Below are 11,867 nucleotides of genomic sequence, written 5' to 3' on the forward strand. Positions count from 1 at the left end.
CACCGGCGTGCTCGCCGTACTGGCGACGGTCGCGGTGGCGGGCCTGGACCGGCTGCTCTTCGGCGACCTCGGCTGGCTGTTCGGCATCGGCTACCTGGCGGTCTGCTTCCAGCTCGCCGTCCGGGTCCGCTACGCCGACCTGCTGGCCGCGCCGATCAGCGGGCCGATCGCCTTCGCGCTGGCGCTGCTGCTGCTCGCGCCGGTCAGCTCCTCGGGCCTCACCGCCCGGCTGGTGACGCTGGCGACGGGGCTGGCGATGCGGGCCGGCTGGCTGTTCTCCGGCACCGGGCTGGCCGCGCTGATCGTGCTCGCCCGCTTCGTCGCCCAGCGCCGGATCCAGCGCTCCCGCTGACGTCCACCGAGGCCGCGAACCGCCGCCCCGGCCAGGTCCGTCAGCCCGCCGCCCGGGACGCCGCCATGGCGGCCCCCACGATGCCCGCGTCGTTGCGCAGTTCCGCCGGCACCACCCGCGCCTCACGCTCCTTCAGCAGCGGCAGGAACCGGTCGTGCTTGCGGCTCACCCCGCCGCCGATCACGACCAGCTGGGGCGAGAACAGCATCTCCACCAGGTCCAGGTACTCGTCGACCCGCCCGGCCCACTGCTCCCAGTTCAGCCCGTGCCGCTCCTTGGCGGCGGAGGAGGCCCGGCGCTCGGCGTCCTTGCCGCGCAGTTCCAGGTGGCCCAGCTCGGTGTTGGGCACCAGCACGCCGTCCACGAAGAGCGCGCTGCCGATGCCGGTGCCGAAGGTCAGCACCAGGACCACGCCGGACTGTTCCCGCCCGGCGCCGTGCGCGGTCTCGGCCAGCCCGGCCGCGTCCGCGTCGTTGAGGACGGTCGCGGGCATGCCCAGAGCCTCGCGGAACAGGCCCTCGGCGTCCAGGCCGATCCAGCCCTTGTCCACATTGGCGGCGGTTCTGGTGTGCCCGCCGACCACCACACCGGGGAAGGTCAGCCCCACCGGGCCCTGGTGGTCGAAGTGGCGGACCACCTCGCACACGGCGGCGACCACGGCCTCGGGCTCGGACGGCTGCGGGGTGAGCACCTTGTGGCGCTCCTCGGCGAGAACACCCCGGGCGAGGTCGACCGGGGCGCCCTTGATGCCCGAACCGCCGATGTCCACGCCGAATACCGCCGTCATCACGTCCACCCTCCGCCGTGGCCGGGACCCGCTTGTCCACAGCCTGTGCACAAAACTACGAGAGGGCGCCTGCACCCGCACAGCGGAGAACGGCGGAGAACGGCGAGAAGCGGCGATGAACCACGGAGGACCGCGGAGGACGGCGGGGAGAAACGGAGAACCCGGCACCCCGTCGGGGCGCCGGGTTCTCCACAACCAGGCCTACAGCTTGCCCGCCGCCTCGGCGCGCAGGTCGCGGCGCAGCTCCTTGGGCAGCGAGAAGGTCAGGTGCTCCTCGGCGGTCTTGACCGTCTCGACCGTGTCGTAGCCGCGCGCGGCCAGGAACTCCAGCACGCCCTCGACCAGGATCTCGGGCACCGAGGCGCCGCTGGTCAGGCCCACCGTGGTGACGCCCTCCAGCCACTCCTCCCGGATCTCCTCGGCGAAGTCCACCAGGTGGGCGGCCTTGGCGCCGTACTCCAGGCCGACCTCGACCAGGCGGACGGAGTTGGAGGAGTTCTTGGAGCCGACCACGATCAGCAGGTCGGTCTCCGGGGCCAGCTGCTTGACCGCGACCTGGCGGTTCTGGGTCGCGTAGCAGATGTCGTCGCTGGGCGGGCTGACCAGAGCCGGGAAGCGCTGCTTCAGCTCGCCGACGGTGGCCATGGTCTCGTCCACCGACAGCGTGGTCTGGGACAGCCAGACGACCTTGGACTCGTCCCGCACCCGCACGTTGGCGACGTCCTCGGCACCGTCGACCAGGTGGATCCGGTCCGGGGCCTCGCCCATGGTGCCGATGACCTCCTCGTGGCCCTCGTGGCCCACCAGCAGGATGTCGAAGCCCTCGTCGGCGAAGCGCACGGCCTCCTTGTGCACCTTGGTGACCAGCGGGCAGGTGGCGTCGATGGTGGCGAGCTTGCCGGCCCGGGCCTCGTCGTGGACGGACGGGGCGACGCCGTGCGCGGAGAAGACGACGATCGAGCCCTCGGGCACCTCCTCCGTCTCGTCGACGAAGATCGCGCCCTTCTTCTCCAGGGTCTGCACCACGTACTTGTTGTGGACGATCTGCTTGCGGACGTAGATGGGCGCCCCGTACTGCTCCAGGGCCTTCTCCACGGCGATCACGGCGCGGTCGACACCCGCGCAGTAGCCCCGGGGGGCGGCGAGCAGGACACGGCGCTGCGCGGTGTTGGACATGGCTCCATCGTACGGGCGGCCGGGAGCCCCACCGCCCCGGGCGGGCAGCCGCGCCGACGCCGGGCGCCTTCCGGGCGGAGTCGATCGGAAATGCTCAAATGTGGTGCCTATGAGCTCTGTGAACGGGCGGACGACGCCCGGCGGACTGCGCCGCAGCCTGGGCGTCCGCGATCTGATGGTCTACGGACTGCTGTTCATCGCCCCCATGGCCCCGGTCGGCGTGTTCGGGGTGCTGGACGCCAGGAGCCACGGCGCGGTGGCCACCGTCTACCTGGCGGCGACCGTGGCGATGGGCTTCACCGCCTTCTCGTACGCCCAGATGGTGCGCGCGGTGCCGCAGACCGGCTCGGTGTTCGCCTACGCCCGGGCCGGGCTGGGCGAGGGGCCGGGCTTCATCGCCGGGTGGATGGCGATGCTGGACTACCTGCTGATCCCGGCGGTGGCCTACCTGTTCTCCGGGATCGCGCTGAACTCCCTGGTGCCGGGCGTCTCGCGCTGGGTGTGGACGGCGCTCGCGGTGGTGGTGACCACCGCGCTCAACCTGATCGGGGTGCGGACGGCGGCGGTGGTCGGCCTCGCGGTGCTCGCGATGGAGATCGCGGTGCTCGCGGTGTTCGTGGTCGCGGCCGTGGTGGTGCTGGCCCAGGACGGCGCCCGGCGCGGCTGGGACACCCCGTTCACCGCCGTCGGGGACTTCTCGCTCACCGCGGTGATCTCCGCGGTGTCCGTGGCCGTCCTCTCCTACCTGGGCTTCGACGCGATCGCGACCTTCGTCGAGGAGGCGGTCGGCGCCTCGGCCGCGGTGGCCCGGGCGGTGCTGTGGTGCCTGGCGCTGGCCGGGGTGCTGTTCGTCGTGCAGACCTACCTGGCGGCGCTGCTGGAGCCGATGGGCCCTCAACAGCTGGCCGCCGACCCGGCCGCGCAGGGCTCGGCCTTCTACGACACCGTGGAGAGCGGCGTCGGGCACTGGCTGCACGTGCTGGTGGCGGCCAGCAAGGCGATCGGCGCGGCCTTCGCGGCCCTGGCCGGGCAGGCGGCGGCCGGGCGGCTGGTCTTCGCGATGGGCCGGGAGGGGCGGCTGCCGCGCCTGCTCGGCTCGGTCGACGCGGGCAGCGCGGTGCCGCGCCGGGCGCTGCTGACGGCCGCGGTGATCACCATGGCGGCGGCCGTCTGGGCGGCCAACCGGGACGACGGGCTGGACCAGCTGACCTCGGTGGTCAACGTGGGCGCGCTGACCGCCTTCGCCCTGCTGCACGCCTCGGTGGTCGGCTGGTACGCCGTCCGGCACGGCTCGCGGGACGTGCTGCGGCACGTGGTCGTCCCGGTGCTGGGGATCGCGGTGATCGGGGCGGTGGTCTACGAGGCGTCGACGACCGCGCAGCTCGTCGGGGCGGTCTGGCTGGCGGTCGGCCTGGTGGTGCTCGCCGTCCAGAGGACGGTTCCTGTCGGCGGACGCCACTAACCTCGTACGCATGGCCAACACCAGCTCCCCCGAAGCGCCGCTCCCGGTCGGCAAGGTCTCCGCGCTGATCGGCGGCTGGATCGACCGGCTCGGCGCGGTGTGGGTGGAGGGGCAGATCACCCAGCTCAGCCGCCGGCCGGGGGCGGGCGTGGTGTTCCTGACCCTGCGCGACCCGCAGGCGGACGTGTCGCTCACGGTGACCTGCTTCCGCTCGGTGTTCGACCAGGTCGCGGACGTGGTGCAGGAGGGCGCGCGGGTCGTCGTGCACGCCAAGCCGGAGTGGTACGCGGCGCGCGGACAGCTGTCGATGCGTGCCTCGGAGATCCGGCCGGTGGGTCTGGGCGAGCTGCTGGCCCGGCTGGAGCAGCTGAAGCGGCGGCTCGCCGGGGAGGGGCTGTTCGCGGCCGAGCGCAAGCGGCGACTGCCGTTCCTGCCGCAGTGCGTCGGGCTGGTCACCGGGCGCGGCTCGGCGGCCGAGCGGGACGTGCTGGAGAACGCCCGGCGGCGCTGGCCGGCCGTGCGCTTCGAGGTGCGCAACGTCCCGGTGCAGGGGGTCAGCGCGGTGGAGCGGGTGAGCGCGGCCGTCCGGGAGCTGGACGAGCACCCCGAGGTGGACGTGATCATCGTGGCGCGCGGCGGCGGCAGCGTGGAGGACCTGCTGCCGTTCTCGGACGAGGGGCTGGTGCGGCTGGTCGCGGCCGCCCGCACGCCGGTGGTCAGCGCGATCGGGCACGAGCCGGACCAGCCGCTGCTGGACTTCGTCGCGGACCTGCGCGCCTCCACCCCGACCGATGCGGCCAAACGGGTGGTTCCGGACGTCGGCGAGGAGCTGGCCAAGGTCCGCCAGCTGCGCGACCGCGCCCGCCGGCACGTGCTGGCCCGGGTCGAGCGCGAGCGGCAGGGGCTGGACGGGCTGCGCAGCCGCCCGTCCCTGGCCGCCCCGCACCGGATGCTGGACGGGCGCGGCCAGGAGGTGGACGGCCTGCTGGAGCGGGCGCGGCGCACCCTGCGGCACCGGCTGGACCACGCGCAGAGCGACCTGGGGCACACCCTGGCCCGGGTGGTCGCGCTCTCCCCGGCGGCCACCCTGGAGCGCGGCTACGCGGTGCTGCAGCGGGCGGACGGCACGGTGGTGACGGATCCGGCGCAGGTCTCGGCCGGGGAGGGGCTGCACGCCCGGGTGGCGGGCGGCGGCTTCGGCGTCACCGTCGAACCGCGGCCGTCCGTCGAACCGCGGCAGCCCGTCGAACCGCGGCGGCCGGAGGCTCAGTAGGAGCGCTGGCGGGACAGCGCGGTGGAGTGCTCGCCGAAGCCGAGGCTGCGGTAGAGCGCCTCGCCGCCACTGCTGGCGTGCAGGTCGATCCGGCCGACCTTGCGGGCGTCGAACCAGTCCAGCAGCGCCTCGGTGCAGGCCCTGGCGTGGCCGCGCCGCCGGTGGCCGGGGTCGGTGCAGATGTTGAAGACGAAGCCGAACAGGCCGTCCGGGTTGCCCGGCGAGGGCAGCCGCTGTTCCAGGGTGCCGACGGCGCAGGCGGCGAGCCGGCCGGGCCGCTGCGGGTCGTCCACCACGAAGGAGGGCATGGTCAGCTCCTCGGCCGGGACGGACAGGCGCTCGCGCAGCACCCGTTCGGCGGTGGCCTGCCAGGGCCCCGGGCCGGCCAGGGCGGCCATGGCGGGCATCGCCTCGAACATCAGGTTGCGCAGCCGGACGAGCTCGGCCGCGTCGGCCGGGACGGCGGGTCGGACGTCGTTCATGCGGCGGAGGCTAGCCCCGCCGGGCGGCCCGCCGCACCCGGGTTTCGGCGCACCGGGGGCGGTTCCGTCGGTGCCAGCCCCTACGCTGGCACCCATGGCAGAGCAGCAGGAACAGCAGAACGCGGCGGCGCCGACCCCGGACGACGCGCTGGGCTACGAGCACGCCCGGGACGCGCTGCTGGAGGTGGTCCGGCAGTTGGAGAACGGCGGGACGTCGCTGGAGGAGTCGCTGGCCCTGTGGGAGCGCGGCGAGCAGTTGGCGAAGGTGTGCCAGCGCTGGCTGGACGGCGCCCGGGCCCGGCTGGACGCCGCGCTGGCCGCCGAGGAGGACACGGGCCCGGGCGGCGAGTGACCTCGCGGAGCGTGAGGCAGGTCACAATCGCTTGGGGAATCGTTGAATCTTCACCTATGTTGGTGGAAGTGACCGGCCGCGGCCGGTCATACCGACGAACCCCCCTCCCGCATGAGGTGCAGAAGCATGACCACCGACGCCCTGGTACTCGACGCCGCCGCTCAGGACCTGCTGTTCCGCGAGGCCCGCACCGCGAACACCTTCACCGACGAGCCGGTCTCCGAGGAGCTGGTCCAGGCCATCTACGACCTGGTCAAGTACGGCCCGACCGCCTTCAACCAGCAGCCGCTGCGCGTCGTCCTGGTCCGCTCGGCCGAGGGCCGCGAGCGCCTCGTGCAGCACCTGTCGGACGGCAACAAGGCCAAGACCGCGGCCGCCCCGCTGGTCGCCATCCTGGCCGCCGACAACGAGTTCCACGAGGAGCTGCCGAGCCAGTTCCCGCACTTCCCGCAGGCCAAGGACGTCTTCTTCTCGGAGCGCGGCGTCCGTGAGCAGTCCGCCGCGCTGAACGGCGCGCTGCAGGCCGCGTACTTCATCATCGGCGTGCGCGCCGCCGGCCTGGCCGCCGGCCCGATGACCGGCTTCGACGCCGAGGGCATCAACAAGGAGTTCTTCGGCGAGGGCGACCACTCGGTGCTGGCCGTGGTCAACATCGGCAAGCCGGGCGAGGACGCCTGGTTCCCGCGCTCCCCGCGCCTGGAGTACGACCAGGTCGTCACCACGGTCTGATCGCTCCCCGCGACGGCGAAGGGCCCGCACCGGTTCGTCCGGTGCGGGCCCTTCCGCGTGCGCGGGGCCCGGCGCTACTTGAGCGCCTGGGCCAGCTCGGCCAGCTCCTCGTAGGAGGCGGTGCCGGTGATCAGGGTGGTCGCCGAGCCGGTCTGCTCGACCAGCGCGCGGTCCTTGTCGCCCTGCACCCGCTCCCAGGTGCGCCCGGCCGCCTCCGAGGTGCCGTCCGGCCGGCCGCCCGTGACCTTGCCGCCGAGCAGCTTGTCGCGCGGGACGTCGGCCTGCTCGACCGCCGCGTACTGACCCGACGGCGTCACGAAGCCCAGGTGCCAGGCGTTGCCGCCGCCCGCGCTGTTGAGGTCGGCCGGCGTGTAGCCGACCGAGGTGGCCCGCCACTTGTCGGGCAGGCCGTCCGGGGAGAGCAGCGGGTACGGCGCGGCGCGCTTCGCCGAGGCCGCCGCCGCCTTGTACTCGACCACGTGCACCGGGTCGCTGTCGGCGTCGTGCGGGAGGAACAGGTACCCGATCCAGACGACGAAACCGACCGCCAGCATCGACAGGACCATGTCCCGTACGGTCTGCCGACCCCTCATGCCCTTGCTCTCTGCAGCCACCCCCACATGGTGACTCATCCACATTCCGGCGGGTCCACCCGGGGTCGCCACGTACGGGTGAAGCAGGACGAACCGGCCGTTTTCGCCACCTGGCGGCGACCCGCGCCACAGACAGTCATGTCATGGGCAGATACGATCGCAATACCCTCACCACGGCGTTCGACCTGGCAGTAGTCGGGCGCTCACTGGTCGTCGCGTACAGAGAGGTAACGACGATGTCCACGCAGTACCCGCACCACCTTCCCAGTGCCCTGGAGGTCGCGCCCGAGGCTCCCGACCGGAACCTCGCGCTCGAGCTCGTCCGGGTCACCGAGGCGGCGGCGATGGCCGCCGGTCGGTGGGTCGGCCGCGGTGACAAGAACGGCGCGGACGGCGCGGCCGTGAAGGCCATGCGCACCCTCGTCTCGACCGTCTCGATGAACGGCGTGGTCGTCATCGGGGAGGGCGAGAAGGACGAAGCCCCGATGCTCTACAACGGCGAGCGGGTCGGCGACGGCACCGGCGCCGAGTGCGACGTCGCGGTCGACCCGGTGGACGGCACCACGCTGACCGCCAAGGGCATGAACAACGCGGTGGCCGTCCTGGCCGTCGCCGACCGCGGCACCATGTTCGACCCCAGCGCCGTGTTCTACATGGACAAGCTGGTGGCCGGTCCCGAGGCCGCCGAGTTCGTCGACATCACCGCCCCGCCGGCGGTCAACATCCGCCGGGTCGCCAAGGCCAAGGGCAGCGCCGTCGAGGACGTCACGGTCGTCGTGCTCGACCGCCCGCGCCACGACGGCCTGGTGCGGGAGATCCGCGAGGCGGGCGCCCGGATCAAGTTCATCTCCGACGGCGACGTCGCCGGCGCCATCATGGCCGCCCGCGAGGGCACCGGCGTCGACCTGCTGATGGGCGTCGGCGGCACCCCGGAGGGCATCATCGCGGCCTGCGCCATGAAGTGCATGGGCGGCGTGATCCAGGGCCGGCTGTGGCCCAAGGACGAGGCCGAGCGGCAGAAGGCCCTGGACGCCGGGCACGATCTGGACCGGGTGCTCACCACCAACGACCTGGTCAGCGGCGAGAACGTGTTCTTCGTCGCCACCGGCATCACCGACGGCGAGCTGCTGCGCGGCGTGCACTACCGCTCGGAGACCGCCACCACCAGCTCGCTGGTGATGCGCTCCAAGAGCGGCACCATCCGCGAGATCAACTCCACCCACAAGCTGTCCAAGCTGCGGGCCTACAGCGCGATCGACTTCGACCGCGCCAACTGACCGGCACCGTCCGGCTCGGAAGGGCCCGTAACGGCCCGTAGTGGCCCAGAACGGCTTCGGGCGCGGCCTCGGCGGAATCCCCCTCCGCCGAGGCCGCGCCCCGTTGCGTTCCGGCCGCCGTGCCGACCGGGTCTTCGACCCGGCGTCACCCGGCTATCCGACGCCGGGGAACCCCCGCCCGGGCCGCCTCGCGCAGCTCCGTGTCCCGACGGCGGCGCCGGGCCAGCACCACCCGCCGCTCGGCGGCCGTCAGCCCGCCCCAGACCCCGTACGGCTCCGGCTGGGCCAGCGCGTGCTCCCGGCACTCCAGCAGCACCGGACAGCGGGCGCACACCTGCTTGGCCTGCTCCTCGCGCGACAGCCGGGCCGCCGTCGGCTCCTTCGACGGCGCGAAGAACAGCCCCACCTCGTCCCGACGGCAGGCCGCGCCGGTGTGCCAGGGGTTGTCCTCGGCGGCGGCCGTGCCCGCGGACGCGCCCGGGGGCTGCGGACGGACGGCCGGACGGCGCTCCAGCAGCTGCGCGGCGGCTGGCGAGGTGGTGCGGGACTCGATCGGATGCAGCACTGCCGTACTCCTGACGAGGCTCTCGGACACGGGGAACCACGCTCCCCTGCCCGGCTGCGAGCCCCCGCTGTCCTGACCCGGACCGACCCCTGGGCCGCCTCCGGTGCGCAGCCGTACAAGAAGCGATGTGCGGAAGGAACTACCCCGCCCGGCCGCGATTCATGCACACTGCACGCAATCGACTACGGAGTGCACCGGACGCAACACCGAACGCCCGACCGGGAGTTGATTCCCGGCCGGGCGCTCCGCAGGTCAACCCGGATCAGTCGGTGCCGAGTTGCTTGCGCACCCACTCCTTGAGCTTCTTGCCCCGGCGCGGCTTGGCCTCGCAACCGCCGAACAGCGCAAGGCCCTTGACCCGGACGACCGGAGCGTACGGATCCGCGGCGGTCTGCTCCCGGACGTCGAAGCCGCCGAAGATGCCCACCCCGGAACCGAGCAGGGTCACGTTCTCCGGCACCCGGACCTCGACCCCGCCGAAGATCGCCGTCACCGTGATCTCCACCTCCGGGGACTCGAACACGGCGTCGGTCAGGTCGATCTCCACCCCGCCGAACGCGGTGAAGGCGGTCAGCTGCGCGCCCACCCGCCAGCGGCCCTTGCGGGACGCGCCGCCGAAGATCGCCACCACCGACGGCGACTCGTGGCGCGCGGGCGGCATCGGCGGCCGCGCGGCGGCCGGCGCCGGCGCCGGGGCCGGGGCGTCCAGCGGCGGCTTCGCGAAGGAGACCGAGCGGTGGGCCGGCAGGTCGCGGGTCAGCGGCACCAGGTCGCCGAAGGTCTTGGCGGCGTACGCGGCCCCGATCCGCTCGGCGTGCTCGTCCGCGTCCAGCCGGCCCTCGGCGTAGGCGTCCCGCAACAGCTCCGCGATCCGCTCGCGGTCGGCGTCCGAGACGCGCATCTCCGCCTCCGCCACCGGGGCGTGCGACGACTGCGGCTTCGGCTGGAGTTCGGGCTTGGTCATCGATATGGGCGCCGGCACCGGCGGCTGCCCCGGATCGTCCTGCGACGGCGAGTTGTCCGGCGTGTTGTTCACGGGCCAAGACTAGTCGCTCGCACTCCTGCCCGAGTGAGCCCGGTCACGCAAGGCTGACCTGTCCGCAGGCCCGCCCCGGCCGGGTCCTACCCTGGATGGTGCTTCGCCGACGCAGCCGGACCACTGGATAGCTAAGGACCGCCCCGATGGCTCCCACGCCAGACTTCGAGTACAGCGACCTCCTCCCCCTGGGCGCTGACCCGACCCCGTACCGCAAGCTGACCTCCGAGGGTGTCTCCACCTTCGAGGCCGGCGGTCGCACCTTCCTCCAGGTCGAGCCCGAGGCGCTGCGGCTGCTCACGGCCGAGGCGATGCACGACATCTCGCACTACCTGCGCCCCGCGCACCTCGCCCAGCTGCGCCGCATCCTGGACGACCCGGAGTCCAGCCCGAACGACCGCTTCGTGGCGCTCGACCTGCTGAAGAACGTCAACATCTCGGCCGGCGGCATCCTCCCGATGTGTCAGGACACCGGCACCGCGATCGTCATGGGCAAGCGCGGCCAGAACGTGCTGACCTCCGGCGCGGACGAGTCCGCCATCGCGCGCGGCGTGTACGACGCGTACACCAAGCTCAACCTGCGCTACTCCCAGATGGCCCCGGTGACCATGTGGGACGAGAAGAACACCGGCAACAACCTGCCGGCCCAGATCGAGCTGTACGCCACCGACGGCGACGCGTACAAGTTCCTGTTCATGGCCAAGGGCGGTGGCTCCGCCAACAAGTCGTACCTGTACCAGGAGACCAAGGCCATCCTGAACGAGGCGAGCATGCTCTCGTTCCTGGAGCAGAAGATCCGCTCGCTCGGCACCGCGGCCTGCCCGCCGTACCACCTGGCCATCGTGATCGGCGGCACCAGTGCCGAGTTCGCGCTCAAGACCGCCAAGTACGCCTCGGCGCACTACCTGGACAACCTGCCGACCTCGGGCGACGCGAAGACCGGCCACGGCTTCCGGGACCTGGAGCTGGAGGCCAAGGTCACCGAGCTGACCCAGAAGATCGGCATCGGCGCCCAGTTCGGCGGCAAGTACTTCTGCCACGACGTGCGCGTGGTCCGACTGCCCCGCCACGGCGCCTCGCTGCCGGTCGCGATGGCCGTCTCCTGCTCCGCCGACCGCCAGGCGCTCGGCAAGATCACCGCCGAGGGCGTGTTCCTGGAGCAGCTGGAGACCGACCCGGCGAAGTACCTGCCGGACACCACCGACGAGCACCTGGACGACGACGTGGTGCGCGTCGACCTCAACCAGCCGATGTCCGCGATCCGCGCCGAGCTGTCCAAGTACCCGGTCAAGACCCGGCTCTCGCTCACCGGCACCCTGGTCGTCGCGCGCGACATCGCCCACGCCAAGATCAAGGAGCGCCTGGACGCCGGCGAGGGCATGCCCAAGTACCTCCAGGACCACCCGGTCTACTACGCCGGCCCGGCCAAGACGCCCGAGGGCTACGCCTCCGGCTCCTTCGGCCCCACCACGGCCGGCCGGATGGACTCCTACGTCGACCAGTTCCAGGCCGCCGGCGGCTCGATGGTCATGCTCGCCAAGGGCAACCGCAGCAAGCAGGTCACCGACGCCTGCGCCGAGCACGGCGGCTTCTACCTCGGCTCCATCGGCGGCCCGGCCGCCCGCCTCGCCCAGGACTGCATCAAGAAGGTCGAGGTCCTGGAGTACGCCGAGCTCGGCATGGAGGCCGTCTGGCGCATCGAGGTCGAGGACTTCCCGGCCTTCATCGTCGTCGACGACAAGGGCAACGACTTCTTCCGCGAGACCACCGAGGGCCCGCTGAT

The 11,867-nt window shown here is 72.7% G+C and carries 13 protein-coding genes; 7 read left to right on the forward strand and 6 right to left on the reverse strand.

All coding sequences use genetic code 11. From position 1 onward, the window contains the following. Positions 1–352: DUF6542 domain-containing protein (locus tag J0670_RS15615; RefSeq protein WP_374223109.1), on the forward strand; the 352-nt coding region annotated here is incomplete at its 5' end. Between the two features lie 40 nt (positions 353–392). Here J0670_RS15615 and ppgK read toward each other — a convergent pair. Together ppgK and J0670_RS15625 are read right to left on the reverse strand one after the other, a co-directional pair. Next, a complete protein-coding gene (gene ppgK / locus J0670_RS15620) occupies positions 393–1,139 on the reverse strand; it encodes a polyphosphate--glucose phosphotransferase (RefSeq protein WP_207812169.1) in 747 nt (248 codons plus the stop codon). A 201-nt stretch (positions 1,140–1,340) separates the two neighbouring features. Continuing rightward, positions 1,341–2,315: a 4-hydroxy-3-methylbut-2-enyl diphosphate reductase gene (locus J0670_RS15625; protein ID WP_207812170.1), complete on the reverse strand. Its 975-nt coding sequence runs from the start codon at positions 2,313–2,315 to the stop codon at positions 1,341–1,343. A 109-nt stretch (positions 2,316–2,424) separates the two neighbouring features. Here J0670_RS15625 and J0670_RS15630 point away from each other — a divergent pair, with 109 nt between their 5' ends. Then, positions 2,425–3,777, forward strand: coding sequence for an APC family permease (locus tag J0670_RS15630; protein ID WP_207812171.1), 1,353 nt, complete (start codon positions 2,425–2,427; stop codon positions 3,775–3,777). A 10-nt stretch (positions 3,778–3,787) separates the two neighbouring features. Then, a complete protein-coding gene (gene xseA, locus J0670_RS15635) occupies positions 3,788–5,050 on the forward strand; it encodes an exodeoxyribonuclease VII large subunit (RefSeq protein WP_207812172.1) in 1,263 nt (420 codons plus the stop codon). Here the strand turns inward: xseA and J0670_RS15640 are convergent. Next, complete coding sequence (locus J0670_RS15640) at positions 5,044–5,532, reverse strand: GNAT family N-acetyltransferase (protein ID WP_207812173.1); 489 nt, start codon at positions 5,530–5,532, stop codon at positions 5,044–5,046. The two genes, xseA and J0670_RS15640, sit on opposite strands and share 7 nt — an antisense overlap. A gap of 94 nt (positions 5,533–5,626) precedes the next feature. Between J0670_RS15640 and J0670_RS15645 the strand changes: the two genes are divergently transcribed. Both J0670_RS15645 and J0670_RS15650 read left to right on the forward strand, forming a co-directional pair. Beyond that, the gene (locus J0670_RS15645) at positions 5,627–5,884 is read left to right on the forward strand and encodes an exodeoxyribonuclease VII small subunit (protein WP_207812174.1); all 258 of its coding nucleotides are present in this window, start codon (positions 5,627–5,629) and stop codon (positions 5,882–5,884) included. A 126-nt stretch (positions 5,885–6,010) separates the two neighbouring features. After that, the gene (locus J0670_RS15650; RefSeq protein WP_207812175.1) at positions 6,011–6,613 is read left to right on the forward strand and encodes a malonic semialdehyde reductase; all 603 of its coding nucleotides are present in this window, start codon (positions 6,011–6,013) and stop codon (positions 6,611–6,613) included. Between the two features lie 74 nt (positions 6,614–6,687). Here J0670_RS15650 and J0670_RS15655 read toward each other — a convergent pair whose 3' ends face one another. Continuing rightward, a complete protein-coding gene (locus J0670_RS15655) occupies positions 6,688–7,227 on the reverse strand; it encodes a DUF4245 domain-containing protein (RefSeq protein ID WP_307806536.1) in 540 nt (179 codons plus the stop codon). A gap of 215 nt (positions 7,228–7,442) precedes the next feature. Between J0670_RS15655 and glpX the strand changes: the two genes are divergently transcribed. Beyond that, a complete protein-coding gene (gene glpX, locus J0670_RS15660; protein WP_207812176.1) occupies positions 7,443–8,483 on the forward strand; it encodes a class II fructose-bisphosphatase in 1,041 nt (346 codons plus the stop codon). A gap of 145 nt (positions 8,484–8,628) precedes the next feature. Here the strand turns inward: glpX and J0670_RS15665 are convergent, their stop codons facing one another. Both J0670_RS15665 and J0670_RS15670 read right to left on the reverse strand, forming a co-directional pair. Further along, a complete protein-coding gene (locus J0670_RS15665) occupies positions 8,629–8,997 on the reverse strand; it encodes a WhiB family transcriptional regulator (protein ID WP_207812180.1) in 369 nt (122 codons plus the stop codon). 313 nt (positions 8,998–9,310) lie between these two features. Next, positions 9,311–10,012 carry a DUF1707 domain-containing protein gene (locus J0670_RS15670; protein WP_207812181.1) on the reverse strand — a complete coding sequence of 234 codons (702 nt, stop codon included), beginning with the start codon at positions 10,010–10,012 and terminating at the stop codon, positions 9,311–9,313. Positions 10,013–10,230: 218 nt separating this feature from the next. Between J0670_RS15670 and J0670_RS15675 the strand changes: the two genes are divergently transcribed. Continuing rightward, positions 10,231–11,867 (forward strand): fumarate hydratase (locus J0670_RS15675; protein ID WP_207812177.1); only part of this gene is annotated, 1,637 nt, incomplete at its 3' end.

Origin of the sequence: Streptomyces sp. FH025 (assembly GCF_017427025.1) — a bacterium.
GTDB lineage: Bacteria > Actinomycetota > Actinomycetes > Streptomycetales > Streptomycetaceae > Kitasatospora.

What these genes read in the sequence shown, in the direction of transcription:
- J0670_RS15670 (WP_207812181.1), bottom strand. Translation starts at nt 10,012, where the DNA reads ATGACCAAGCCCGAACTCCAGCCGAAGCCGCAGTCGTCGCACGCCCCG.
- ppgK (WP_207812169.1), bottom strand. Translation starts at nt 1,139, where the DNA reads ATGACGGCGGTATTCGGCGTGGACATCGGCGGTTCGGGCATCAAGGGC.
- xseA (WP_207812172.1), top strand. Translation starts at nt 3,788, where the DNA reads ATGGCCAACACCAGCTCCCCCGAAGCGCCGCTCCCGGTCGGCAAGGTC.
- J0670_RS15630 (WP_207812171.1), top strand. Translation starts at nt 2,425, where the DNA reads ATGAGCTCTGTGAACGGGCGGACGACGCCCGGCGGACTGCGCCGCAGC.
- J0670_RS15640 (WP_207812173.1), bottom strand. Translation starts at nt 5,532, where the DNA reads ATGAACGACGTCCGACCCGCCGTCCCGGCCGACGCGGCCGAGCTCGTC.
- J0670_RS15650 (WP_207812175.1), top strand. Translation starts at nt 6,011, where the DNA reads ATGACCACCGACGCCCTGGTACTCGACGCCGCCGCTCAGGACCTGCTG.
- glpX (WP_207812176.1), top strand. Translation starts at nt 7,443, where the DNA reads ATGTCCACGCAGTACCCGCACCACCTTCCCAGTGCCCTGGAGGTCGCG.
- J0670_RS15625 (WP_207812170.1), bottom strand. Translation starts at nt 2,315, where the DNA reads ATGTCCAACACCGCGCAGCGCCGTGTCCTGCTCGCCGCCCCCCGGGGC.
- J0670_RS15645 (WP_207812174.1), top strand. Translation starts at nt 5,627, where the DNA reads ATGGCAGAGCAGCAGGAACAGCAGAACGCGGCGGCGCCGACCCCGGAC.